Genomic DNA, 24575 nt, shown 5'->3' with positions numbered 1-24575 from the left:
AGATGATCAGACATAACTGACCTACGCGCTCTAGCTCGCTGTGCAGAGCTAAATAATGCAAGGCCCTTCCAGTATCCCTCCACTTGGACACAGTCGCCTCGCAGTGTTTTATGGTCAGCCATCAGAGTATCAAACGACACAGCCCTAGCGACTTTCTGGTTGCACTCGGATGGGTCAGACCAAGCGCCGGTCACAAAGAACTCCTCGCCCGGCGCTTGATTGGTTTCCTGTGCCGAAATGCCGGACGAATTGCCGAGCATCGCAATCGCAGCCAAGAATGAGATTAAGCGCACCGTCATATGCGGCTTGGTACCATATTGCGAAATGTCCGCAATCGGTCGTTTCCGGCCGCCCTCAAAACCCCGTTCGTGTCGAGCGAAGTAAGTCGGGCGGTTTCCGGTCGCGATCAGTCACCGGAATAAGTCATAGCATTTGGACATAATCCACCGATATTTCTCGATTGGACTGATATGAATTGGACGCGCATCCCTATGCGTGGCGGGTTGGCCCTTGGGCCGACCGGATGATTCCCGGCTGTTTTCGCGGCTGCGCTACGGTTCCAAAAGTCCAGGCGGGCAGATGATCCGCCGGACGCGAGTGGGGAGGTTTTCGATGACGACGACAGGATTCAAGCTGGCTCTGGCGCTTTCGACGACGATGGCGATGGCCCTGGCCGCCGCGCCCGCCGCAGCGCAGGAGGCCGCGGCCGAAGCCGACGCGCCATTCGCCAGCACCGACATCATCGTCACCGCGCAAAAGCGCGCACAGAATTTGCAGGATGTGCCGGTCGCGATCTCGGTGGTTTCGGGCGACCAGCTCGAACGGTCGAACGTCAATTCGGCCGAGCAATTGTTCCAGCGCGTCCCCACCCTGACCTTCCGCAAAGGCAACACCAACAAGGATTCGGCGCTGTCGATCCGCGGCGTCGGCACGATCAGCTTCTCCTCAGGCGTCGAGCCTTCGGTGTCGACGGTCATCGACGGCGTCGTTTATGCGCGCACCGGCCAGCAGACGTCGGATTTTCTGGACGTCGAGCGCATCGAGGTGCTGCGCGGGCCGCAGGGCAGCCTGTTCGGCAAAAATGCCAGCGCCGGCGTGATCAACATCGTCAGCCGCGAGCCGGGTAACGAGCTGGGCGGTTATATCGACGCCGCCTGGTATGAAGGCAATGAATATCGCATCCGCGGCAGCATCGGCGGCCCGCTGAGCGACAATGTCCGCGCCTCGGTCACCGGATTCTGGTCGCAATATGACGGTAACGCCCGCAACGTCTTCAACGGCAACAAGGTCAATGGTTACGAGCATTGGGGCGTGCGCGGCAAGTTGATCGCCGAGCCGACCGACAACCTGAAAATCACATTGATCGCCGATTATTCCAAGAACAGCGACAATGGCTTTGCCGACAGCATCGGCACGGTCTTTTCATCGGCATTCAACAATGCGGTGTTCATCCCCAGCCTCGCGCCGCTGACGCTCGACGGCAAGAACAAGGACATCGACAACGACCTTGATCCTTATACCAAGGACAAGAATAGCGGCGTGTCGGGGCAGATCGACCTCGACCTGGGCGGGGTCACGCTGACGTCGATCACCGCGTATCGCCACTGGTATAATTTCCAGGTTCGCGACGGCGATTTCCGGTCGGATGCGCCATCCTATGTCAACACCGGCACCGCGTCTGGCGATTTCCTGCTCCACGATCTGGGCGACCTGAAATTCGACCAGTTCACGCAGGAACTCCGCATCGCGTCGGCGAACCCGCAGTTTCTGGAATATGTCGCGGGGCTTTATTATTACAACACGAAGGAAGTCGATTATTTCAACCGCGTCGTGACGACCTGCACCGCGTCGACGCTGCCGACGGTCGGCGGGCTGACCCCCTGCGCGCCGGGATCGTCGACCTATGTGACCAATCAGGGCGACGCCGATTTCACCACCAAGCTGACCAGCTATTCGGCGTTCGGCCAGCTGACCGCCAATTTCACCGACGCGTTCCGCGGGATCGCGGGGCTGCGCTATACCGAGGACAAGGTCGCGTTCGACTTTGCCCGCATCTCGACCTCGACCGCCGCCTTTCCGGGCGTGAACCCGGCCTTTTCGGCGTCGGGTTCGGTGAAGGACAATGGCTGGTCGGGCAATGCCGGGCTGCAATATGACGTCAGCGACGATGTCATCGCCTATGGCATGTACACGCGCGGCTACAAGGGTCCGGCGCTCAACGTGTTTTTCAACATGCTGGCCCGCGACACCGGCGGGATCGCGCCCGAAAAAGCCGATGCTTATGAGGTCGGCCTGAAGACGCGGTTGTTCGACCGCCGCGTCACGCTGAACATCGCGGCCTTTTATGCCAAATATGACAATTACCAGGCGAATTTCCTCGACCTTGTGGCGGGACAGGTCGTCACCCGCCTGACCAACGCGGGCGAAGTGTCGACACGCGGCATCGAGTTGGATTTTAACGCCGCGATCACCGACGATTTCTCGCTGTCGGGCGGCTTCAACTATACCGACGCGCATATCAACAAATTCATCTGCCCGGCGGGCGCCGCAATCACCTGCGCCGATGCGATCAACGGCAAGCCTCTGCCCTTTGCCCCCAAATATAAGGGCACGGTCACGATGGACTGGCGCCTGCCGCTGAATATCGACGGCTTCAATGTCGATCTGAACAGCTCGCTCGTTTATCAGAGCAAGACCAATTTCGACATCAACCAGAACCCCAATGCCTTCCAGAGCGCCTATGCGATCTGGGACGCCGGGATCAAGGTGAGCACCGACGACGACAAATACAGCCTGTCGTTCATCGTCAAGAACCTGACCGACAAGCAGTTCGTGATCCAGCGCATCCCGAACGGGACCAGCTTCATGCGCCAGATCACGCCGCGCGATGCCGAGCGTTATTTCGGGGTGACGGCACGGATGAATTTCTGAAGTCGCACAGTAAAAGCTGTGGGCACGCGCGGAGGCGGGTGCCCATCACCGGTCGGTGCTATTTTGAACCGGCAGGAGATGGGTCAGTATCGGGTTGACCATGCCCCGCATGGTCAACCCGATACTCCTTCGCGGGGACACGCAGACTTCTTAATATAGCCCTCCCTTCTGTCGCCTTGCGATGGGAAGGATCGTAGGGACGCACGAAAGGACCCTCCCCCATGGCGCTCGACGCGCTCGATACCGGCTTTGCGATCCGCCTCGGCGGGCGGACGATCCTGACGCACAGTGCAGGCGCACCTTGCTTCTTCGTCGGGCGCGGGGTGCCGCATGTCCATTCAAAGCTCGGGCATTTCGATGTGGCGCAGGAGGTGATCGAGCGGATCGCGTTGGCGCATGTCGAGGTTACCGATAAAGTGGCGCGCTTCGCCGAAAGCGCGGGCGCGGCGTGGTTGCTCGAAGCGACGGTTTCGGGCGACGGCGATAATGCGGCGATCGCGCTGAAGGCGCTCGATCCGGCGCTCAACCGGCTGTGGCTGCGTGTGCCTGCCGAAGCGGGCGAGCATGTGTGGGGCGGCGGCGAGCAATTTTCCTATTTCGATTTGCGGGGGCGCCATGTCCCGCTCTGGTCGAGCGAACCCGGCGTTGGACGCGATCCGGCGTCGCCGCTGTTCCAGCAGGTCGAGGCGCATCGCAAGGGCGGCGGCGGCAGCACGACGCACAGCAATTACCCGCAGCCGACTTTCGTCAGTTCGCGGCGCTATGCGTTGCATGTCGACAGCTTTGCCTATGCGGCGTTCGATTTCCGCAATGCCGATTATCACGAAGTCGAGGTGTGGGAGATTCCCGCCCGGATCGAGCTGTGGGCACGACCGCATTTCACCGAGCTGGTGACGGCCTTGTCCGAACGGTTCGGGCGCCAGCCGCCGCTGCCCGAATGGCTGCTGAAGGGCGCCGTGATCGGGCTGAAGGACGGCGACAACAGCCTTGCGCGATTGAAGACTTATGAGGACGCCGGGGTCGCGGTGTCGGGGCTGTGGTGCGAGGATTGGGTGGGCTTGCGCATCACCAGTTTCGGCAATCGGCTGTTCTGGGACTGGCAGTGGAATGCCGAACGCTATCCCGATTTGCCGACGCGGATTGCGGAGCTTCGTGAGCGTGGCATCCGGTTTTTGGGCTATGTGAACCCCTATCTGGCGGTCGATGGCCCGCTCTATGCCGAGGCGGCGGCGCAGGGTTTCATGGTGATGCACCCCGACAAGGACGAACCCTATGTGATCGACTTTGGCGAGTTCGATTGCGGGCATGTCGATTTCACCAACCCGGCGGCGGCGGCGTGGTTCGCCGACACGATCATCGGCGAGAAGATGATCGATTTCGGCCTGTCGGGCTGGATGGCCGATTTTGGCGAATATCTGCCCGTCGATGTCCGGCTGGCAAATGGCGAGAGCGGGATGACTGCGCACAACCGCTGGCCCGCCTTGTGGGGCGAGGTCAATGCCAAGGGCATCGCGGGACGCGGCCAGACCGGCGAGATGATGGTGTTCATGCGGTCGGGCGCCGCGGGCGTGCAGCGCCATTGCCCGATGCTGTGGGCAGGCGACCAGTCGGTCGATTTTTCGCGCCATGACGGCATCGGCACGGTGATCTGCGCCGCGCTGTCGGCGGGGATGCTGGGCAACGCGCATCATCACAGCGATTGCGGCGGCTATACCAGCCTGTTCGACACCACGCGCGACGCCGAACTCGCGATGCGCTGGGCCGAGATGTCGGCGTTCACATCGATGATCCGCACGCACGAGGGCAACCGGCCGCGGCAGAATGTGCAATATGACGATCATCCCGACCTGCTTGCGCATTTTGCGAAGATGACGCGGATTTACGCGCATCTCGCCCCCTGTTTGCGGCGCTTGTCGCGCGAGGCGTCGGAGACGGGGCTGCCGGTGCAGCGGCCGCTGTTCCTGCATTTCGAGGACGACCCCGAAACCTATGCGATCCAGACGAGCTATCTGCTCGGCCCCGATCTGCTCGTCGCGCCGGTGATCGCGGCGGGGAAACGCGAGTGGACGACCTATCTGCCTGCGGGGGCCGAGTGGGTGCATATCTGGTCGGGGGTCCATTTTGGCGGCGGACAGGATGTCACCGTCGCGGCGCCTTTCGGCGAGCCGCCGGTCTTCTATCGCGCAGGGTCGAACGACCGCGCGCTCTTTCAGGACATTCCCTCCGCTTGAACCCCAAAGCCGTTCAGCACGAACGGAAGTTGAATGCGGTTCTAGACCGCAACCTCCTTCAGCACCGCAACGAAGGCGGCAACGAGCGCGCTGCGGCTGCGGTTGCGCAGGAGGTGGATGGCATCGCGGGTGACTTCGGAAGGCGGGAGCGCGATCATGTGGAGGCCGCTACGAAGGGCAAGCCGCTGCGGCACCACGGTGATCGCGCGCCCACTGCGCGCGATGTCGAGGCAGGCGGCGGTCGAATCGAGCTCATAATCGGGAAATTGCCCCGCCGCGAAACGAGCGCGGAGCGCGCGCGGGAAATTGCTGCCCGGCGCGGGACGCGGGAGCGCCCAGGGGAAATCGGCGCTGTCGCCGTCCCCCTTCGCGAGCGGATGGTCGGGCGCGCAGACAAGCATCAGCGGCTCGGGCGGCAGCGGGATCGAAAGCACCTCATCGGCGTGGCCCGAGGACGCAAATTTCGCGCGGTTGCAGACGACGAGGTCGAGGCGGCGGTCGACGAGGGTTTCGAGAAGCTGTTCGGACGGGCCGCCGGTGACGGTGACGCGGACGCCGGGGTGTGCCTTGGCAAAGCGCGCGATCGCGTCGGTGAGGAGGGGTTGCAACGGATAGGGGCCGCTGCCGACCGCGACGGTGCCGATGCTTGGCTGGCCGAGCCCGCGCGCTTCCTGTTCGAGATTGGCGGCGGCGGCGATGACGTCGCGCGCCGATCGGATCAGGCGATCGGCGTCGCTGGTCGGGCGAACATAGTGGGTGGTGCGATCGAAGAGTGTGGCGCCCAATTCCTCCTCGAGTTTCTGGATCGAGCGGGTGAGCGCCGACTGCGTAAGGCCGAGTTCGTCGGCGGCCCGCGCGTAGCTGGCAAGGCGGTAGAGCGTGTCGAAATGGCGGAGGCGGCGGAGGTTCATGGGCCGCACCATATCATTCCCATAACGCAATACCAATGGCCCTGTAATGCGTTTAGCGTGATCACATGAGCAGCACTCAACTCGACGCGCGGCGGCGCGCGCAGGTCTTTGCCGAGCTGGAATCGCGGGCATTCGACCTGGCGGTGATCGGCGGCGGGATCACCGGCGCGGGGATCGCGCGCGATGCGGCGATGCGCGGGCTGTCGGTCGCGCTGATCGAGGCACGCGACTATGCGAGCGGGACGAGCAGCCGCAGCTCGAAGATGATCCACGGCGGGCTGCGTTATCTGGCGCAGGGCGACATCGCGCTGGTCAAGGAAGCCGCGTCGGAGCGGCAGATCTTGCGCCGGATCGCACCACACCTGACGCGGCAGTCGCCCTTCCTGATCCCGACGACGAATATGGCGATGACCGCAAAACTGCGGACGGGGCTGTGGACGTTCGAGAAATTGGGCGGCGTGCCCGAAGCCGAGAAGCATGAGGTGATTTCGCTCGCCGAATTGCGGGCGCGCGAGCCGCTGATGCGCACCGAAAAGCTCAGCGGCGCGGTGCTCTATCCCGAATTTCTGACCGACGATGCGCGGTTGGTGCTGGCGAATATCCGCAGCGCGCAAGGCGCGGGCGCGGTCGTGGTGAACCATATGGCGGCGTCGGAGCTGACGGAGGGCGGGCTGGTTGCGACATCGACGCTGGATGACGGGCTTGGCGCGCGGATCAAGGCGAAGCTGGTCGTCAATGCGGCAGGCGCGTGGGTCGACACGGTGCGCGGGCTGGAAGCGGGCGAAGGCGATGTGCGGATGTCGCTGAGCCGCGGCATCCATCTGGTGCTGCCGCGCGAACGGCTGCCGATCAGCGCCACCATCATCATCCGCGCGCCGGACAAACGGAGCATCTTTGCCGTTCCGCGGGGGGCCTTCACCTATATCGGGACGACCGACGTGTTCCACGACGGCGCCGATTACTGGCCCGCGCCGACGCGCGAGGACATCGATTATCTGCTGCGCGCGACCGAGGCGGCGCTGCGCATCGACCCGATCGAGGATCGCGAGATCGTCTCGCTGTGGTCGGGCGTGCGACCGCTGATCGCGCAGCCGGGGAAGAAGGCCAATGAAGTATCGCGCAGGGACGAGATATGGACATCGCCCGGCGGAATGGTGTCGATCGCGGGGGGCAAGCTTAGCGCCTATCGCGCGATGGCCGAGCGGGTGGTCGATCTGGTCGTCGAACGGCTGGGGCGCGCCGCGCTGCCCTGTTCGACCGCAGACGCGCCTTTGCCCGGCGGGTCGCGCGAATTGTCGCTGGTCGGACTCGATCCGCTGGCGGCCGAGCGGCTGGCGGGATTTTATGGCGACGAGGCGAACGAGATATTGATCGCGGGCGGCGATGTCGCCGCCGAAGCGGCGCGCGCGGTGACCCACGAGGGGGCTTCGACGCTGGAGGATTATTGGGTGCGGCGGAGCGCGCGCGCCTGGTTCGACGCGGGTGCGGGCCTCGCGGCACTTGCACCCGCAGCCAATGTGATGGGCGCTCTGCTCGGTTGGGATGCCGCCATGAAGGCTAGCCAGATCGCGCACTGCCACGGGATCAACGATGCGAGCCGCAGGCTTTTGGGAGAGTGAAATGCGTTCGATAACCGAAGCCCTTGCCAGCGCCATCGGCGCCGATCGCGTTGCGAGCGATGCCGATGCGCTGGGCGCGCGCCGCTACGACCAATGGGCGGTCAAACATCTGCGCGACTGGCGCGGCGAAGCGGTGCCCGCACCGGGCTGCGTCGTGCGGCCGCAGTCGGTGGAGGATGTGCAGAAGGTCGTGCGCCTCGCGGCGGAGAAGCGCGTGCCGCTGGTCCCTTATGGCCTTGGCAGCGGGGTTTGCGGCGGGATCGAGCCGACGCCCGATGCCATCTTGCTCGACATGAGCGGCATGAACCGGGTGCGTTATATCGATAGCGACGATCTGCTTGCGAGCTTCGATGCCGGCTTGAACGGAATGGAAGCCGAAGAGGCGGTCGCGGCGCACGGGTTGACGATCGGCCACTGGCCGCAGTCGATCGCGATCAGCAGCGTCGGCGGCTGGGTCGCGACGCGCGCGTCGGGGCAATTTTCGACCGCTTATGGCAATATCGAGGACATCATCCACTCGATCGAGGCGGTGCTGCCGAACGGCGAGCTGGTGACGCTGGGCAAGGCGGTGCGCGCCGCGGCCGGGCCGGACCTGCGGCATTTGCTGATGGGCGCCGAGGGGGTGATGGGGGTGATCACGGGCGTGACTTTCTCGCTACGCGCCAAAGCGCCGCACCGCGATTACAGCATCTTTTACGCCGACGACATGCGCGCGGGGTTCGAGGCGCAGCGGCGGATCGTGCGTGCCGACTGGCGCCCGCCGGTGATGCGCCAATATGACGGGCGCGAGGTGCGGCGGCTGTTCCGCGAGCATGAGCAGGGCGGCCAGGCGATGCTGCTGATGGTGCATGAGGGGCCGAAAGCCCGTGTCGATGCCGAACTGGCGGCGATGCACGAGATTTGCGCGAGCGCGGGGCTCGAAGCGGGCGATCCGATGGCAGCGAAGCAATGGATCGAAAAGCGCAACCATGTGCCGAGCTGGCGCGACATGTTCGAGCGCGGCTATGTCGCCGACACGGTCGAGATTTCGGGGCGCTGGAGCGAGATCGGCGCGATCTATGACGACAGCATCGCGGCGCTCAACGAAATTCCGGGCATAATCAACGCGTCGGCGCACAGCAGCCATGTCTATCGATCGGGGATCAACCTTTATTTCAGCTTTGCCGCGACCTTCGAGGACAGCGCGAAGATGGAGCCGGCCTATTTCGCCGGCTGGCGCGCGATCATGGAGGCGACCGCGACACATGGCGGCGGCGTTGCGCACCATCATGGCGCGGGGCGGCTGCGCAAGCCCTATCTGCACCATGATCTGGGCGAGAACGGCGTGGCGTTGCTGCGGCGGGTGAAGCAGGCTCTTGATCCGGAGGGGATCATGAACCCGGGCAATCTGATACCCGATGCCTGAGCTGTTGCTCGCGCTCGACGCGGGCACGACGGGCGCCCGCGCCATGCTGGTCGATCCGGCGGGCGCGGTGCTGGGCGTCGACAAGAGGCCGATCGCGAGCCACTTCCCTGCCCCCGGTCTGGTCGAACAGGATGCCGCCGAGGTCTGGAATATCTGCCGCGCGGTGATCGACGGCGCGCTGGTGACGGCGGGGCGAAGCATCGCCGATGTCGCGGCGATCGGGGTGACGACGCAGCGCGCGAGCATCGTGCTGTGGGACCGGGAAACCGGCGAGCCGGTCGCGCCGATGCTCGTGTGGAGCGACCTGCGCGGGATGGACGAATATAAGAGGCTGCGCGCGGCGGGGTTCACCGGCTGGCCGCAGGTGCCCTCGGCGAAGCTGCCCGCGGCGATCGCCTTGGCGGGGCGCGATCCGGCCGGGCTGCAATGGGGGACGCTCGATAGCTGGCTTACCTACAGGCTGAGCGGCGCGCATGTCACCGATGCGTCGGCGGCGTGGCTCACGGGCTATTATGATTATGCGGCGGGCGGCGGGTGGGATGCAGCATTGCTGGCGCATCAGAAGCTGCCCGCAAGCCTGTTTCCGGCGCAGGTCGAAAGCTGGGGCCGGGTTGCGGAAAGCGATCCGGCGGTGCTCGGCGCGCGGGTGCCTATCACCGCGCTGATCGCCGACCAAGAGGCGGCGATGATCGCGCATGGCGCGCTGGAGCGCGGCGACTGGAAGGCGACCTATGGCACGTCGGGCGTCCTGATGGCGGGGACCGGCTACGCGCCCGAGACGATCCACAACAGCATGCCCGCCGAGGCGCTGGCCTTTGCGGGCGGGAAGCCGCGTTTCTGTGTCGAGGGCATGGTGATTACCGCAGGGTCGATGGTCGAATGGCTGTGCGGCGGGCTCGGCCTGTTCGCTTCGCCCGCGGCGCTGGAAGCAGCGGCGGCTTTGGTGTCCGATGCCGGGAAGGTCGTGGTGCGGCCGTCGCTGGCTGGGATGGGCGCACCGCATGGCAAGTTCGAGGCGCGCGGGCTGATCGCGGGGCTGAGCTTTGCCGACGGGCCGGGGCAGGTCGCGCGCGCGGCGTTGCAGGGGATCGCGTTTCGTTTTCGCGAGATCGCCGATGTGATCGCGGCGGCCTTGCCGGTGCCCGAGGCGTTGCCCGTCGCGGGCGGATTGTCGGCGAGCGATACTTTGATGCAGTTGCAGGCCGACGCATTGCAGCGGCCGGTGCGGCGGCATGCGGTGCGCGAGGCGAGCGCCTATGGCGCGGCGCTCGCGGCGGGCATGGGCGCGGGACTGTTTGGGGAAAGCGACTTGAAGCGACTTGGGCGGTACGATGCCGAGTTTCTGCCCAAGGTCGGGCGCGATGAGGCCGATGCGGCGTTTGCGCGCTGGCAGGGTGCGGTGGCGGTGTGATTTGGTTTCTTCACCGTGCCCCTGCGAAGGCAGGGGCCCATCTTCAAACCTTTCGTCGCCAAGCAGCCGACGGCGGAGAAAAGATAGGTCCGGTGATGGGCCCCTGCCTTCGCAGGGGCACGGGGTCAGGCTCCTGCAACCTCGCGCCACAATCCCCGCACGATATCGCGCATGCGCTGCGCCTCGTCCCAGCGGTTCGTCAGCTCTTTGCCGTCGGGCGCGGTGATCGCGTAGGGCGGCGGGCCGAGTTCGCACATGAAGGTCAGCGCGTCGCCCTCGCGCGCCTGTTCGAGCCACAGTTCAAAGCCGCGGCGCCACCAGGCGACATGCTGGTCGCGCCAGCCCGCGTGCTGCGGTGCGTCCAGCGCGACCTGCACCTGATGCGTGGTCGAGACGCGGCCGTGGAAATTATGGCTGCCCTGCAGGATCGTTTCGATCGCGGCGCGCTGGTCATCGCGAAGCGGCAGCTCCATCTCGCCCGCGACGGGATAGTGCGACAGGTCGGCGGTGAGCGACAGGTCGGGCCGTTCTTCGAGCAATTGCAGCGTGAAAAGCAGGTCGTTGGTCAGGCGACCGCGGTGCGTCTCGAACCAGACGGGGAGCGGCGCGTCCTTCGCCGCCGCGACGAGGCTGTCGATCAAGCGGAGCGCGGCGCGAAAGTCGGCGGTCGGGCCGGCAATCTGGACGTTGAGGTGATGCGCGCCAAGGCGGTGCGCTTCGCCGATCCAGTGCTTCAGCTGGCCGGCGTCGTGGACGAGCACCTGCCCCTCCCACGCGAGACCGAGCGGGTTCATCGCGCGCGCAACGCCATCGGTGCGCGCGGTGCGCGCCAGGTTGACGCCGACGCCGTCGAAACCCGCGGCAATGACTTCGGCCAAGGCTTCGTCGAGGCGGTTTTCGATGTCGAAACCGGGGCAATTGTCGAGGCCCCAGACCGATTGGAGAACGAGCAATTGGGGCAATGGCTTTCCTTTCAGACAACGTTGTCATATCGTGTCAGAGGTGGGAGTCAATTGGCCTTGGCCATGTGATCCCCGGCGAAAGCCGGGGCCCAGAATGAGAATACCGCGCTCTCCTTCGTCGGCCCCGGCTTTCGCCGGGGATCACGAGGCTTGGCGGCGGCAAGAAAAGAACGATTGAGAGGATGAGATGATCACCGAAGCCCCCACCCCGCCCGTCCTGTCACCCGTGTCGAAGGCGTATCGTCGCTACGCGCTGACGGTGCTTCTGATCATCTATATCCTCAATTTTCTCGACCGGCAGATCGTCTCGATCCTTGCCGAGCCGATCAAGAATGAGCTGCACTTGGCCGACTGGCAGCTCGGCGTGATGACCGGCCTCGCCTTTGCGCTTTTCTATACCGTGCTCGGCATTCCGATCGCGCGTTTTGCCGAAACGGGCGACCGGCCGCGGATCATCGCGGTCGCGGCGGGGCTGTGGAGCGTGTTCACCGTCGCGTGCGGTTTTGCGCAGAATTTCGCCCAGTTGGTGCTGTGCCGGATCGGCGTGGGGATCGGCGAGGCGGGATGCACGCCGCCGGCGCATTCGCTGATTACCGACTATACACCGAAGGAAAAGCGCGCCTCCGCCCTCGCCTTCTATTCGCTCGGCATTCCCTTGGGGGGGCTGCTCGGGCTTGCGCTGGGGGGGCTGATCGCCGACGCTTATGGGTGGCGGACGGCATTTCTGTTCGCGGGCGCGCCGGGGGTGCTGATGGCAATCGTCGCGTGGACGACGCTGAAGGAACCGCGGCGGCACCAGATGCACGCGGATCTGGCGGCGTTGAAAGCATCGCGGCCCGACTTCAAGACGGCGATGGCGGAGATCCGCGGCAAGCGCACCTTCTGGCTGATCGCCTTTGCTGCGGCGATCAAGGCGTTCATCGGCTATGGCGCCGCGGCGTTTCTTGCGCCCTTCTTCTTTCGCAACCATGCGGCGGAACTGACGGCGATCGCGGGCGACTTCGGGCTGGGGCTGACGGGCTTTCTGGGCGTCGCGCTCGGCATTGTGCTCGGACTGACCGGCGCGGTGGGGACGTGGCTGGGCGGGCAGCTCGCCGACAAATATGGCGCGCGCGACCTGCGCGCTTATGTCGCGATCCCGGCGGTTTCGACCTTTCTTGGCATCCCCTTCTACATCGCCGGGCTGATGGCCGATTCGGCGGTGTTCGCGCTGATCATGTTCGCCTTTCCGCCAGTGCTCAACACGCTGTGGTACGGGCCGGGCTTTGCCGCGGTGCAGGGGCTGGTGCAGCCGCAGACGCGTGCGACGGCGGCGGCGGTGCTGCTGTTCATCATCAACCTGCTCGGGCTCGGATTGGGCCCTCTCGGCGTCGGCGCGGTCAGCGATTTCCTCTCAGGCCCGATGGGGCTAGGGTCGGCGGAGGGCGTGCGCTGGTCGCTGATGATCTTCATCCTGTTCGGCGCCGTCGCGTCGGGACTATTCTGGCTGGCGCGGAGCTCGATCCGCGAGGAGATGGTGAGTTGAGTATCGCGAGTATCGCCCTGCCCCGCATTTTTCGCATCGGCGGCGGCGCGTCGAAGCAATTGCCCGAGGTGCTGGCGACATTAGGCTTGTCGCGGCCGTTGATCGTGACCGATGGCTGGCTGGTGAGCAGCGGGCGCGTCGAGGCGTTGACCGATGGCCTCGCGGCGGCGGGGGTCGCGGCGCGGGTATTCGCCGATACGGTGCCCGACCCGACGGTCGCGTCGGTCTACGCCGGCGTGGCGTTCCTGCGCGAAGGCGATCACGACTGCGTCGTCGGCTTCGGCGGCGGCAGTCCGCTCGACAGCGCGAAGGCGATTGCGTTGCTCGGCAAATTCGGCGGCGCGATGGCGGATTATAAGGCACCGCATGTGCAAGATGCGCCCGGCCTGCCGATCATCGCGATCCCGACGACCGCGGGCACGGGGTCGGAGGCGACGCGCTTCACGATCATCACCGACGAGACGAGCGACGAGAAGATGCTGTGCCCGGGGCTCGCCTATCTGCCCGTTGCGGCGCTGGTGGATTATGAGCTGACCTTCACCAAGCCGGTGCGGCTGACCGCCGATACGGGGATCGATTCGCTGACGCACGCGATCGAGGCCTATGTGTCCAAACGCGCCAACCCGTTCAGCGACGGGATGGCTTTGCTCGCGATGCGCGCGATCGCGCCCCATCTGCGCCGCGTGTGCAGCGACCCGATGGATGCCGCGGCGCGCGAGGCGATGATGCTGGGTGCGACGCAGGCGGGGATCGCTTTCTCGAACAGCTCGGTCGCGCTGGTGCACGGGATGAGCCGGCCGATCGGGGCGCATTTCCATGTGCCGCACGGGCTGTCGAACGCGATGCTGCTGCCCGTAGTGACGGCGTGGTCCGCGCCCGCGGCGCTCCATCGCTATGCCGATTGCGCGCGGGCGATGGGGGTCGCCGACGAGAGAGAGGGCGACCAGGCGGCGGTGGCGCGATTGCTCGATGAGCTGGCGGCCCTGAACCGCGAGCTGGAAGTGCCGGGGCCAGCGGCGTGGGGAATCGACGCGGCGCGCTGGGATGCGCTGGTGCCGGTGATGTGTGCGCAGGCGGCGGCGTCGGGGTCGCCGGCGAACAATCCGCGGGTGCCGGATAGCGAAGAGATGGCGTCGCTTTATGCGCAGGTTTGGGCGGGGTAAAATCTCTTGTTCATCCAAGAGTAAGTCGCGCGCTGCTTAAGCGCGCTCGCCCCGTCCCCTTCTCTCCTACGTCTCAAACGTGGGGGCGGGGCAATCCTCACATTGGGTCGTCATCCCGGACTTGATCCGGGATCCACAACGGCGAGCGCGGCGCGGTCCTTCATGGACCCCGGATCAAGTCCGGGGTGACGAAGTAGGATTATTCAGGGGCGTCAAAGCGCCAGCGGCCCGTGCTTCATTTTCGGCAGCACATGGCGAGCGAAGAGGTCGGCTTCGGCGGCATGCGGATAGCCCGAAAGGATGAACGCCTCGATCCCCATATCCTGGTATCGGTTCAGTTTCGCGAGCACCTGGTCGGGGTCGCCGACGATCGCGGCGCCGCAGCCCGAGCGGGCGCGGCCGACGCCGGTCCATAGATTATCCTCGACATAGCCGTCGTCGGACGCGGCCTCGCGGAGCGCAACCTGCGCGTTGACGCCGAACGACTGCGAATCGAGCGACTTGGCCTTGATCTCGGCGCCCTTCGCGGCGTCGAGTTTCGACAGCAGGCGGTCGGCGGCGGTGCGCGCTTCGGCCTCGGTGTCGCGCACGATCATATGCGCGCGGTAGCCGAATTTGAGCGTGCGACCGTAAGCGGCGGCGCGCGCAGTCATATCGGCGATGATGTCGCGAACGACCTCTTCGCGGTCGGGCCACATCAGGAAGACGTCGCAACCCTTGGCGGCGGCATCGCGCGCGGCGGGCGAAAGCCCGCCGAAATAGAGCGGCGGCGCCTTGCCCGACACCGTGCCGACGCGCGCGGGTTCGAGTTTCAGCTTCCAGAACTCGCCGTCATGGTCGAGCGCCTCGCCATTGAGCAGCGTCTTCAGGATATGCATCGCCTCGACCGTGCGGCGGTAGCGCGGTTCGGACTCCATCGTCTCGCCGGGCATGTCGGACGAGATGATGTTGACCGTCAGGCGGCCGCCGAGGATCTGGTCGATCGTCGCGATCTGGCGCGCGAGCTGCGGCGGCCAGCTTTCGCCGATCCGCACCGCCATCAGCAGACGGATATTCTTCACCATCGTCGCGATCGCCGCGGCGAAGGCGGTGGTGTCAATGCCGAGCGCATAGCCCGACGGAAGGAGGATATTGTCGAAGCCGAGGGTATCGGCCTGGACCACGATGTCGCGGCAATGCTCCCAGCTCGACTTGAGCATCGGGTCGGGAACGCCGAGAAATTCATAGTCATCGTCGCAGAGCGCCGAAAACCAGCTGACTTCGCAACCGCGGTCGGTCATGGCAGATTCTCCCCCATCGAAGTTTGCAGCACCGCATACCATTCGGCGCGCGTCCAGCGCGGCACGAAGGCCTGCGGAATTTCCTTGATGCGATCCGGATTTTGCGTGCCGACGATCGGGATCGGGCGCGCCGGATGCGCCATGACCCAGCTGTAGGTCGCGGCGGCGCGCGAAACGCCATGTTCGGCGGCCTTTGCGTCAAGCAGCGCAGCGACGGCGCGCGTGCGCTCACCCTCCGGATCGCCGAGGCGGCCGCCGCCGAGCGGCGACCAGGCGAGGAAGCTCATGCCCTCGGCCATCGACTGGTCGAAGATGCCGTCGAAGAGCGGGGCGAGGCGGAGCGGCGAAAATTCGCTCTGGTGGCTGACCAGCGGGACGGGCAGGAATTTCGCGAGGGCCGCGGTCTGCGCGGGCGTGAAGTTCGACACGCCGATCGCGCCGATCTTGCCCGCGCGGTGCGCGTCCTCGAGCGCGCGCGCGATTTCCTGCGGGTGGGTGAGCAGGTCGGGGCGGTGGATCTGCCACAGCTCGACATGATCGGTGCGCAGGCGTTTCAGCGAGATGTCGATGGCGGAGGTCAGATAGGGTGCGCTGCTGTCATAAGGCACGCCAAGGATGATCCCACCCTTGGTCGCGAGAACCATTTTGTCGCGAAGGCCCGGCGCATCGGCCAAGACATCGCCGAGCAAGGCTTCGGCCGAACCAAAGCCGCCGGGCGTGTCGCAGCCATAGATGTCGGCGGTGTCGAACAGGGTGACCCCGGCCTCGAACGCCGCATCGACGCGCGCGCGGGCGGCGGCGAGATCGGCGCCAGCGAAGCGCCACATGCCCCAGGCGATGGGAGCAACGTCATGACCGGCGAGATTGACGGTCGCGGGAGCGGGAAGAAAATCTGACATCGCTGTCATATACTCCATAATCGGATGAGAGGGAAGCAGGTTTGTTGCATTGATTTCAGGTTAAATGGCTCTTGCCTCGTCATTCCGGCGAAAGCAGGGATGACGAGCCTGCGATATCAATGCGCCAGGACCTGCACCTCGCCATCCTCCTCCTCGTCCACCGCGACAATCTTCGGAAGGATCAGGTGGATCGCGGCGAGCGCGACGAGATAGGTGACCGCGCAAACGAGGAACATCGGCAGATAGCCGCGCCCCGTGTCGAGCGACCAGCCCGCGAACTCGATCATCGCCATGCCCGACAGATTGCCGGCAAAGGCGCCGATCCCGATCGCCGAGCCGACGATGCGCGCGGGGAAGACGTCGGTGGTGAGCCCGAACAGGTTGGTTGAAAATCCCTGGTGCGCAAAGAGCGCCAGGCCAAGGATCATCGCCGCGGTCCATGCGCTGTCGACGCCGACGAGCAAGGGCACGGGCAGGATGAGCAACGCATAGATGAGCATCGTCGTCTTGCGCGCGGCATTCACGCTCCAGCCGCGGCGGCCCATCAAATAGGATGGCAGGTAACCGCCGGTGATGCCGCCAAGCGCGGCCATGAAATAGACGAAAGCAACCGGAAGGCCGAGTGTGCCCTGCGTCAGGCCGAAGACGCGGTGGAAGAGGTCGGGCATGAAGAAGAGCAGGAACCACCACACCTGGTCGGTGAGCGCTTTCCCAAGGATGACGGCCCACTGGCGGCGGTCGCGCAGCAGGCTGCTCCACGCGATCTTCGGCGCCGCCGCGTCGCGCGCGGCGTTCGGTTGTTCCGGGATGCGCACCATCAGCCAGACGACGACCCAGACAAGGCCAAGGCCGCCGGCGATCAGGAACGTCGCCTGCCACCCCCACATCATCGCCATCAGCGGGATGAGCAAAGGCGTCAGGATCGCACCCACGTTCGGCGCAATCCCGCCGAGGCCGAGGACGAAACTTCGCTCCTTTGCGTTGAAGTAAGTGGCGGCCGTTTTTACCGCGGCGGGGGTGCCGATCGATTCGGCGGCGCCCAGCACCGCGCGCGAGGCAATGAAGCCCGACACGGTGGTCGCGAAGGCGTGCGCCATGCCCGCAAGGCTCCATACGCCGACACCAATCGCGAAGCCCCAGCGCAGCCCGACGCGGTCGATGAACCAGCCCGTGCCGAGGAAGGCGAGCGCGGCGGCAAACTGGAAGGCCGAGGCCATGTGGCTGTAATCGCGGTCGGTCCAGTCGAATTCGAGCTGGAGCGTCGGCTTCAAGAGCGCCAGGATTTGACGATCGACATAGTTGAGGACGATCGCGACGAAGACGAGTCCGACCACGAGCCAGCGGCGTTTATCGGCGATCTGCGCCACATGTCTCTCCCCGAATCCATTTATCGTGCAGATAAGATAACGTTGTCATACCGAAAATGACAGCCGTTTTTTGCAGTGGCAGGAATGGGATGGTGAGCGGGCGTTGAGGAGGTGCGTGACCATCCCCTCCCGCAAGCGGGAGGGGTAGCGAGACTTGCCAGCTTGCTGGCTAGTCGCAGCGGGGTGGGCCATCGCACCGTCGATGCCCACCCCCGGCCCCTCCCGCAAGCGGGAGGGGAGAAGAGCGGCCGCTTCTGGTCGCTAGCCGCCGAATTTCTCTGTCCGTTCGTGTCGAGCGAAGTCGAGACACCCATCGACGTCAAGTCTAGCCCGAGGGCATCTCGACTTCGCTCGATGCGAACGGGTTAGGGAGGCATGAGAGTCCACAATCGGTCGATGCTCGCCATCGCCCAAAATGACCACCACGCCCTGCCCATCCTTGACTCGCGCACGGCGCGCCCCAATGTCTCGCCCACCATAATCCCCTCAAAGAAAAGGATGCCGACCATGACGATCCAGACCGGAGACAAGCTGCCCGACGCGACCTTTGTAAAGGTCACCGAAAACGGCCCCGAGCAGGTCAATACCGCCGATTACTTCAAGGGTCGCAAGGTCGCGCTCTTCTCGGTTCCCGGCGCCTTTACCCCGACCTGTTCGGCCAAGCATCTGCCCGGTTTCGTCGACAAGGCCGATGAACTGAAGGCAAAGGGCGTCGACGAAATCGTCTGCACCGCGGTCAACGACGCGTTCGTGATGGGCGCGTGGGGCAAGAGCGCGAGCGCCGGCGACACGGTGACGATGCTCGCCGACGGCAATGGCGATTTCGCCGAAGCCGTCGGGCTGACGATGGACGGCAAGGCGTTCGGCATGGGCAAGCGCGGCCAGCGTTTCTCGATGATCGTCAACGACGGCGTCGTCGAACAGCTGAATGTCGAAGCCCCCGGCGAATTCAAGGTGTCGAGCGCCGACCATATGCTCGAACAGCTGTAACGTTCAAAACCTCCCTGTCGCGCAGCGATGGGGAGGTAGCTGACGGAGGGGCTGATGGCGCGACGTCGCCGCCCCTCCGCCACGCTTCTGGGGCGCGGGCCCCTCCCCACGGCTCGGCCGCGGGGATGATCGACCGGCCCCTCTTTCCTTTTGTCATATTTTCGTGCAACAGCGTCGCGATGACATCGAACTCATCGCAAGAAACCCCCGACCCTGCCGCGCTCGTCGACGAGATCATCGCCGAACTGCAAACCGCGTTCCGCACGTCGGTCACCAATCTGAAATCCGCCATCGCCGCCTATGTCCGCGATCGCACCCTTCCGCCCGCCGATGCCGCGGAAACCGGCCTGTTCGACTATCCCGCTATCCGCCTGGTCACGACGGGTGAACAGCGCGAGGGGCAAAAGGGGCATAATCTTGCCTTCGGCCAGTTCGAGCGCGCGGGGGAATTTGTCACCACGGTGACGCGGCCCGACCTGTTCGCCGATTATCTGCGCGACCAGCTTGGGCTGCTCGCGCGCCATTATGACATCACGCTCGAAGTGACAAAAACGGGACAACAGATCCCCTTTCCTTATGTGCTGGACGCAAGCGACGGGTCCGACATGGGCGGGGTCACGCCGCTCGAGCTGGCGCGCCATTTCCCGACGACCGAGCTGGCCGACATCGGCGACGAACTTGCCGACGGCCTGTTCGGCGCCGATCCCGCCGCGAACCAGCCTCTGGCGCTGTTCGACGCGCTACGCACCGATTTCAGCCTGGCGCGCCTGCGCCACTATACCGGCACCGCGCCCGAGCATTTCCAGCGCTACATCTTGTTCACCAACTATCATCGCTATGTCGATGAATTCGTCGCCTGGGCGGGCGCCCAGGTCGGGCAAGGCCGCTACACCGCGCTCGCGGGCGCCGCGGGCCTCTATGTTGACCAGCCCGGCGTCAACGCCAGCGCGCTGGTCGCCGACAGCGCGTGGCGGCGGCACCAGATGCCCGCCTATCACCTGATCGCGCCCGACGGCGGCGGCATCACGCTGGTCAACATCGGCGTCGGCCCCTCGAACGCCAAGACGATCTGCGACCATCTTGCGGTGCTGCGTCCCGAGGCGTGGCTGATGATCGGCCACTGCGGCGGGCTGCGCCCCAGCCAGCGCATCGGCGACTATGTGCTCGCCCACGCCTATCTTCGCGACGATCATATCCTCGACAGCGTCCTGCCGCCCGAAATCCCTATCCCGCCGATCGCCGAAGTGCAGGTCGCGCTCGCGACGGCGGCAGAGTCGGTTTCGGGCACCAGCGGCGCCGACCTGAAAAAGCGGATGCGCACCGGCACCGTCGTCACCACCGACGACCGCAATTGGGAACTGCGCTACACCGACAGCGCGCTGCGCTTTTCGCAGTCGCGCGCGATCGGCATCGACATGGAATCGGCGACGATCGCGGCGCAGGGTTACCGCTTCCGCGTCCCCTATGGCACTTTGCTCTGCGTCAGCGACAAGCCGCTTCACGGCGAGCTCAAGCTGCCCGGACAGGCGAACCGCTTCTACGAAGAAGCGATCGCCGCGCACCTTCAGATCGGTATCCGCGCGTGCGAGACGATGCGCGACGAAGGGGCCAAGCTGCACAGCCGCAAACTCCGCGCCTTCAACGAGCCGCCCTTCCGTTGACGCGCCGCGCGCCGCTGTCGCGTTCGGTCGCGGGCCGCGTCGCGATCGTCACCGGCGCCGCAAACGGCATGGGCCGCGCGACCGCATTGCTGCTCGCGCGCGAAGGCGCGAAGGTCGCCGTCACCGACCTCGACCTCGCCGCGTGCGAGGCCGTTGCAGCCGAGGCAGGTCCGGCCGCCAAGGCCTTTGCGCTCGACGTCGCCGACGGTGAAGCGATCAAACGCACCATCGACGCCATCGCCGCGCATTTCGGCGGCATCGATATCCTTATCAACAATGCCGGCGTTTCCAGCTTCGCCGCGCTCGATGCGGGCGATGAATATGAGGCGGTCTGGCACCGCGCGATCGCGGTGATGCTGACCGCGCACCAGCGCATGGTTCGCGCCGCTTTACCCCTCCTCCGCCAGAGCGACGCCGCGCGCATCGTGAACATCGCCTCGACCGAAGGCCTGGGCGCGACCCCCGGCGACACGCCCTATGTCGCCGCCAAATCGGGTGTGGTCGGCCTGACGCGCGGTCTTGCCGTCGATCTGGGCAAGGACGGCATAACGGTCAACTGCATCTGTCCCGGCCCGATCCGCACAGGCATGACCGACAAGGTGCCCGACCAGGATAAGGCCGTGTTCGCGCGGCGCCGCACCGCGCTCCGCCGCTATGGCGAACCCGAAGAGGTCGCGCATGTCACGCTCAGCCTCGTCCTGCCGGCGGCGAGCTATATCACCGGCGCGGTAATCCCGGTCGACGGCGGGCTGATGGCGCGCAATGCCTAACGGTCAGCGGCAGATGTCCGTTGTGCCTTCCTTCGTTGTCGCCACTTCGATCAAAGTTCAGGAAAGTTCAGCCCCTTGCGTCCCCCGATCAGGACCGCGCGGGCCACGCCCGGCAGTGCGACCCCGACCGCGCCTATCCACCAAATGAAAGAGCCGGATGAAGGCTGACACAGCGACGGAATGTAGGAAAGCGTTTTTTGGGGGAGCGGCCGATGTCGGCTTTGCAATGGAAAGCAAAGGCTTAGACCATCTCCACCGACTTGCGATGGGGAGGGCATCGCCCCCGCAGGTGTGGTGGAGGGGCCGCAGCGTCGCGCCACTAGCCCCTCTGTCAGCGCGGCGCGCTGCCATCTCCCCACGGCTGCGTCACAGGGAGGATAATGTCCGCTTCGGGCCGGAAACCGCTGTCCGCAGGGCAGCGAGTAATGCGAACCGCCGTGAACCCCCGCATTTACGGAGACGCGCGATCAGGCGGCAGCAGCAGCCAGTTCGGGCCGTGAAGAATGCGCCGGCATGATCGCGTCGGCATAGTCGCTTTCATATTTGCCGATCAGCGCGCGGTCGTCGTGGTTCCACGGGTGAAAGCCGGGCATGAAATAGGACAGCCAGGGAAGGAAGCTCTTGCGCAGAACACCGGGCGTGCCGAGCAGATACCACCAGATACGCGCCGTGACGCGCCATCCGGTCAGGCCGTCCTGCTTGAGCAGATTTTTCATGCCTTTCACCCGCTTCGGCCAGAACCGCGTGGTGACCAGGATCATCATCAGCGACTTGGCGCGCCAGCGTTTGAAGCGGCTCCAATCCTTCGTCGCATGCAGCCAGGTGTCGTAAGCGACGCCCTTATGCTCGATCTCCTCGATCGCATGCCATTTCCACAAGGCGGCCCATTCGGGTTCGGCGCCGGCATACATTTTGTCGTCGCGCAGCATCACGGCCGCCATCATCGCGGTATAATGTTCGAGCGCGATCGTCGCCATCAGGTTGACGATCTGCGGCCGCGTCTTGATCAGGTCGAGCACCTGGTTGACGTCGTTTTCCAGCTCCGACAGGTCATAACCTGCCTCCGCCGCTTTCTTGTTGAATACGACATGCTCGCGGCTGTGGATGACTTCCTGCTGGGTAAAGGCGCGGATTTCGCGCGCCAGCTTGTCCGGCACGCCGTCGCGGTGCGCCTTCACCGCCTCGATGAACATCGCCTCGCCGCGGGGAAAGGTCACCGACAGCGCGGTGTGAAAGGCCGACGCGATCGGGTCGCCGTTCAGCCACCAGCGGCCCTGTTTGTCGTCGCGGCCAAAGCGCATGTCACGCGGCGTGATCGACAGATCGGCGGGGGTCGGGACATGGGAAAGGCTGGACATATGGTTCATACCGTCGAAAAGGGTTGTCGGAGCCAGTAACTAGGGTTTACTTACATATATGTCAATAGTGAAGAAGCGATTGAGTCCCGAGGAAAGCCGGTCAGCGGCGCTCGAGGCTGCGCGTCACATCCTGATCGAAATGGGCCCCGCGGCGGTGACGCTGAAAGCGGTGGCGGCGCGCATCGACCGCACCCACGCGAACCTGCTCCATCATTTCGGCAGCGCCGCCGGGCTGCAAAAGGCGCTCGCCGCCTATCAGGCCGAAACCGTGTGCGACACCATCGGCCGGAAGATGGCCGAATCGCCGCCGGGCGAACGCAATGTGCGCGAGATCGTCGACCTCGCCTTCGACGCCTTCAACAGTGGCGGCGCAGGGGCGCTCGCGACCTGGATGGTGGCGACGGGCAACGACGACGCACTCGACCCGATCATCGACGCAATCCACAAGCTGATCGACGGCATGGCCCCCGACGCCCATGAAAAGCGCCTGATGCACGAAGATACGCTCGCGCTGGTGCTGATGGCATTGGGCGATGCGCAGCTCGGTGGCCCGATGGCAGAAGCCCTGGGCCTGCCGCGCGACACGTCGCGCGTGCTCGCGACCGAACTGATCACCGGACGCATTGCCAAATTCTGGGCCGAACATGGCGGCAAGCCACCGGCACAGGGGTAGCATTTTCGTCTTTTAGACGTTAGGAGCCGACGCAATCCCCTCATTCCGTTTGCATCGAGCGAAGTCGAGATGCCCATCGGCCTTGTGCCACTTCGATGGGTGTCTCGACTTCGCTCGACACGAACGGAACTTGATGTGCAATCAAGTTTACGCCCTGAAGGCCCCGCCATGCATTTTCTCGACCAAGCCAAAATCTTCATCAAGTCCGGCGACGGCGGCCCCGGCGCCGTGTCGTTCCGGCGCGAAAAATATGTCGAATATGGCGGCCCCGACGGCGGCAACGGCGGCAAGGGCGGCGACGTGATCTTCGAGGCCGTCGCGGGTCTCAACACGCTGATCGATTTTCGCTACACCCAGCATTTCAAGGCCAAGCGCGGCACCCCCGGCGCGGGCCGCGACCGCACCGGCGCGGGCGGCCCCGACCTCGTCATCCAGGTGCCGATCGGCACGCAGATCCTCGATGACGACGAGGACCGCAGCCTGCTCGCCGACCTGACAAAGGAAGGCGAACGCCTCGTCTTCTTGCGCGGCGGCGACGGCGGGCGCGGCAACGCGAGCTACAAGACGTCGACCAACCGCGCTCCGCGCCAGCACGGTCCCGGCTGGCCGGGCGAGGAAATGTGGGTATGGCTGCGGCTCAAGCTGCTTGCCGACGCGGGCCTCGTGGGCCTGCCCAACGCGGGCAAGTCGACTTTCATCAACGGCGTCACCAATGCGCAGGCGAAGGTCGGCGCCTATGCCTTCACCACGCTGCGCCCACAGCTCGGCGTCGTCAGCCACAAGGGTCAGGAGTTCGTCATTGCTGACATTCCCGGCCTGATCGAGGGCGCCGCCGAAGGCGCCGGGGTCGGCGACCGCTTCCTCGGCCATATCGAGCGTTGCCGCGTGCTGCTTCACCTCGTCGATGCGAACGACGAAGATGTTGCGACCAGCTATCGCATCGTGCGCGACGAGCTCGAGGCCTATGGCGCCGATCTCGTCGACAAGCCGGTGATCGTCGCGCTCAACAAGATCGACACGCTCGACGAGGAACTGATCGCCGCCCTGTCGGCCGAACTGGCCCAGGAAAGCGGTCGTCCGGTGATGGCCCTATCGGGCGCGAGCGGGGCGGGTGTGCCCGCCGTCCTCGACAAATTGCTCGAAGCGATCGGGCATCCCGAACCCGGTGAAGACGACAGCGACGATACGGCGGGCTGGTCGCCATTGTAATAATCTTCGTTCAAGACCAGATGCAGGAACGAAACGCTACCGCAGGGAATTTCATGCGGAACAACAAGGATTTCGCATGACCCATCGCCGCAAATCTTCCGCCCTGCTCGTCACCATGCTCGCGCTTCTTGCTGTTCCGGCGAATGCACAGGAAACCGGCGAAGGCGGCGAAAAACGCACACGCCTGATCCTCGGGCCGCAGCTGGCGCC

The 24575-nt window shown here is 65.1% G+C and carries 18 protein-coding genes; 12 read left to right on the top strand and 6 right to left on the bottom strand.

Annotation, left to right across the window (positions count from 1 at the left end):
- Positions 1–612 precede the first annotated feature (612 nt).
- Positions 613–2931 carry a TonB-dependent receptor gene (locus A3E77_RS16455; RefSeq protein ID WP_293647912.1) on the top strand — a complete coding sequence of 773 codons (2319 nt, stop codon included), beginning with the start codon at positions 613–615 and terminating at the stop codon, positions 2929–2931.
- Positions 2932–3152: 221 nt separating this feature from the next.
- Positions 3153–5162, top strand: a complete 2010-nt coding sequence (locus A3E77_RS16450; RefSeq protein WP_293647910.1) for an alpha-glucosidase — start codon at positions 3153–3155, stop codon at positions 5160–5162.
- Positions 5163–5203: 41 nt separating this feature from the next.
- Here the strand turns inward: A3E77_RS16450 and A3E77_RS16445 are convergent, their stop codons facing one another.
- Positions 5204–6073 carry a LysR family transcriptional regulator gene (locus A3E77_RS16445; RefSeq protein WP_293647909.1) on the bottom strand — a complete coding sequence of 290 codons (870 nt, stop codon included), beginning with the start codon at positions 6071–6073 and terminating at the stop codon, positions 5204–5206.
- 65 nt (positions 6074–6138) lie between these two features.
- On the opposite strand from A3E77_RS16445, the gene A3E77_RS16440 reads away from it, so the two are divergent.
- Genes A3E77_RS16440 through A3E77_RS16430 form a run of 3 tightly spaced genes read left to right on the top strand, consistent with a single transcriptional unit; the run spans position 6139 to position 10508 of the window.
- Positions 6139–7692, top strand: coding sequence for a glycerol-3-phosphate dehydrogenase/oxidase (locus A3E77_RS16440; protein ID WP_293647907.1), 1554 nt, complete (start codon positions 6139–6141; stop codon positions 7690–7692).
- Between the two features lies 1 nt (position 7693).
- Entirely contained in the window at positions 7694–9097 is a 1404-nt protein-coding gene (locus A3E77_RS16435; protein WP_293647905.1) for an FAD-binding oxidoreductase, read from the top strand.
- Entirely contained in the window at positions 9090–10508 is a 1419-nt protein-coding gene (locus A3E77_RS16430; RefSeq protein ID WP_293647903.1) for an FGGY family carbohydrate kinase, read from the top strand. The genes A3E77_RS16435 and A3E77_RS16430 overlap by 8 nt, the downstream gene beginning before the upstream one ends.
- 125 nt (positions 10509–10633) lie before the next feature.
- On the opposite strand, the gene A3E77_RS16425 is transcribed toward A3E77_RS16430, so the two are convergent.
- On the bottom strand, positions 10634–11470 hold the full coding sequence (locus tag A3E77_RS16425; RefSeq protein WP_293647901.1) for a sugar phosphate isomerase/epimerase family protein: 837 nt from the start codon (positions 11468–11470) through the stop codon (positions 10634–10636).
- Between the two features lie 187 nt (positions 11471–11657).
- Here A3E77_RS16425 and A3E77_RS16420 point away from each other — a divergent pair, with 187 nt between their 5' ends.
- Entirely contained in the window at positions 11658–12995 is a 1338-nt protein-coding gene (locus A3E77_RS16420) for a spinster family MFS transporter (RefSeq protein ID WP_293647899.1), read from the top strand.
- On the top strand, positions 12992–14158 hold the full coding sequence (locus A3E77_RS16415; protein ID WP_293647897.1) for an iron-containing alcohol dehydrogenase: 1167 nt from the start codon (positions 12992–12994) through the stop codon (positions 14156–14158). The genes A3E77_RS16420 and A3E77_RS16415 overlap by 4 nt, the downstream gene beginning before the upstream one ends.
- A gap of 212 nt (positions 14159–14370) precedes the next feature.
- On the opposite strand, the gene A3E77_RS16410 is transcribed toward A3E77_RS16415, so the two are convergent.
- The 3 genes from A3E77_RS16410 to A3E77_RS16400 all read right to left on the bottom strand — a co-directional run bounded on the left by A3E77_RS16410 (position 14371) and on the right by A3E77_RS16400 (position 17704).
- Positions 14371–15438 carry an LLM class flavin-dependent oxidoreductase gene (locus A3E77_RS16410; RefSeq protein WP_293647895.1) on the bottom strand — a complete coding sequence of 356 codons (1068 nt, stop codon included), beginning with the start codon at positions 15436–15438 and terminating at the stop codon, positions 14371–14373.
- Positions 15435–16337: an aldo/keto reductase gene (locus A3E77_RS16405; RefSeq protein WP_293647893.1), complete on the bottom strand. Its 903-nt coding sequence runs from the start codon at positions 16335–16337 to the stop codon at positions 15435–15437. Before A3E77_RS16405 ends, A3E77_RS16410 begins: the two co-directional genes overlap by 4 nt.
- A 116-nt stretch (positions 16338–16453) precedes the next feature.
- Positions 16454–17704, bottom strand: coding sequence for an MFS transporter (locus tag A3E77_RS16400; protein WP_293647891.1), 1251 nt, complete (start codon positions 17702–17704; stop codon positions 16454–16456).
- A gap of 507 nt (positions 17705–18211) precedes the next feature.
- Between A3E77_RS16400 and A3E77_RS16395 the strand changes: the two genes are divergently transcribed.
- The 3 genes from A3E77_RS16395 (at position 18212) to A3E77_RS16385 (ending at position 21125) form a co-directional block, all read left to right on the top strand.
- A complete protein-coding gene (locus A3E77_RS16395) occupies positions 18212–18694 on the top strand; it encodes a peroxiredoxin (RefSeq protein ID WP_293647889.1) in 483 nt (160 codons plus the stop codon).
- 179 nt (positions 18695–18873) lie between these two features.
- Positions 18874–20355 (top strand): AMP nucleosidase, encoded by a 1482-nt coding sequence (locus tag A3E77_RS16390; protein ID WP_293647887.1) that lies wholly within the window; start codon positions 18874–18876, stop codon positions 20353–20355.
- Complete coding sequence (locus A3E77_RS16385) at positions 20352–21125, top strand: SDR family NAD(P)-dependent oxidoreductase (protein WP_293647885.1); 774 nt, start codon at positions 20352–20354, stop codon at positions 21123–21125. Before A3E77_RS16390 ends, A3E77_RS16385 begins: the two co-directional genes overlap by 4 nt.
- 467 nt (positions 21126–21592) lie before the next feature.
- Here A3E77_RS16385 and A3E77_RS16380 read toward each other — a convergent pair whose 3' ends face one another.
- On the bottom strand, positions 21593–22483 hold the full coding sequence (locus A3E77_RS16380; RefSeq protein ID WP_293647883.1) for a metal-dependent hydrolase: 891 nt from the start codon (positions 22481–22483) through the stop codon (positions 21593–21595).
- A 58-nt stretch (positions 22484–22541) separates the two neighbouring features.
- On the opposite strand from A3E77_RS16380, the gene A3E77_RS16375 reads away from it, so the two are divergent.
- Together A3E77_RS16375 and obgE are read left to right on the top strand one after the other, a co-directional pair.
- Positions 22542–23156 (top strand): TetR/AcrR family transcriptional regulator, encoded by a 615-nt coding sequence (locus A3E77_RS16375; RefSeq protein ID WP_293647881.1) that lies wholly within the window; start codon positions 22542–22544, stop codon positions 23154–23156.
- Positions 23157–23324: 168 nt separating this feature from the next.
- Complete coding sequence (gene obgE, locus A3E77_RS16370) at positions 23325–24365, top strand: GTPase ObgE (protein ID WP_293647879.1); 1041 nt, start codon at positions 23325–23327, stop codon at positions 24363–24365.
- The last annotated feature ends 210 nt before the right edge of the window (positions 24366–24575 follow it).

The organism is Sphingopyxis sp. RIFCSPHIGHO2_12_FULL_65_19 (genome assembly GCF_001830555.1).
In the GTDB taxonomy this organism is placed as follows: domain Bacteria; phylum Pseudomonadota; class Alphaproteobacteria; order Sphingomonadales; family Sphingomonadaceae; genus Sphingopyxis.
This window is presented reverse-complemented; position numbering and strand designations above follow the sequence as displayed.

Coding starts and splice junctions, on each gene's coding strand:
- A3E77_RS16375 (WP_293647881.1), top strand. CDS start 22,542: ATGTCAATAGTGAAGAAGCGATTGAGTCCCGAGGAAAGCCGGTCAGCG.
- A3E77_RS16445 (WP_293647909.1), bottom strand. CDS start 6,073: ATGAACCTCCGCCGCCTCCGCCATTTCGACACGCTCTACCGCCTTGCC.
- A3E77_RS16380 (WP_293647883.1), bottom strand. CDS start 22,483: ATGTCCAGCCTTTCCCATGTCCCGACCCCCGCCGATCTGTCGATCACG.
- A3E77_RS16420 (WP_293647899.1), top strand. CDS start 11,658: ATGATCACCGAAGCCCCCACCCCGCCCGTCCTGTCACCCGTGTCGAAG.
- obgE (WP_293647879.1), top strand. CDS start 23,325: ATGCATTTTCTCGACCAAGCCAAAATCTTCATCAAGTCCGGCGACGGC.
- A3E77_RS16435 (WP_293647905.1), top strand. CDS start 7,694: ATGCGTTCGATAACCGAAGCCCTTGCCAGCGCCATCGGCGCCGATCGC.
- A3E77_RS16410 (WP_293647895.1), bottom strand. CDS start 15,438: ATGACCGACCGCGGTTGCGAAGTCAGCTGGTTTTCGGCGCTCTGCGAC.
- A3E77_RS16455 (WP_293647912.1), top strand. CDS start 613: ATGACGACGACAGGATTCAAGCTGGCTCTGGCGCTTTCGACGACGATG.
- A3E77_RS16390 (WP_293647887.1), top strand. CDS start 18,874: ATGACATCGAACTCATCGCAAGAAACCCCCGACCCTGCCGCGCTCGTC.
- A3E77_RS16440 (WP_293647907.1), top strand. CDS start 6,139: ATGAGCAGCACTCAACTCGACGCGCGGCGGCGCGCGCAGGTCTTTGCC.
- A3E77_RS16450 (WP_293647910.1), top strand. CDS start 3,153: ATGGCGCTCGACGCGCTCGATACCGGCTTTGCGATCCGCCTCGGCGGG.
- A3E77_RS16395 (WP_293647889.1), top strand. CDS start 18,212: ATGACGATCCAGACCGGAGACAAGCTGCCCGACGCGACCTTTGTAAAG.
- A3E77_RS16430 (WP_293647903.1), top strand. CDS start 9,090: ATGCCTGAGCTGTTGCTCGCGCTCGACGCGGGCACGACGGGCGCCCGC.
- A3E77_RS16405 (WP_293647893.1), bottom strand. CDS start 16,337: ATGTCAGATTTTCTTCCCGCTCCCGCGACCGTCAATCTCGCCGGTCAT.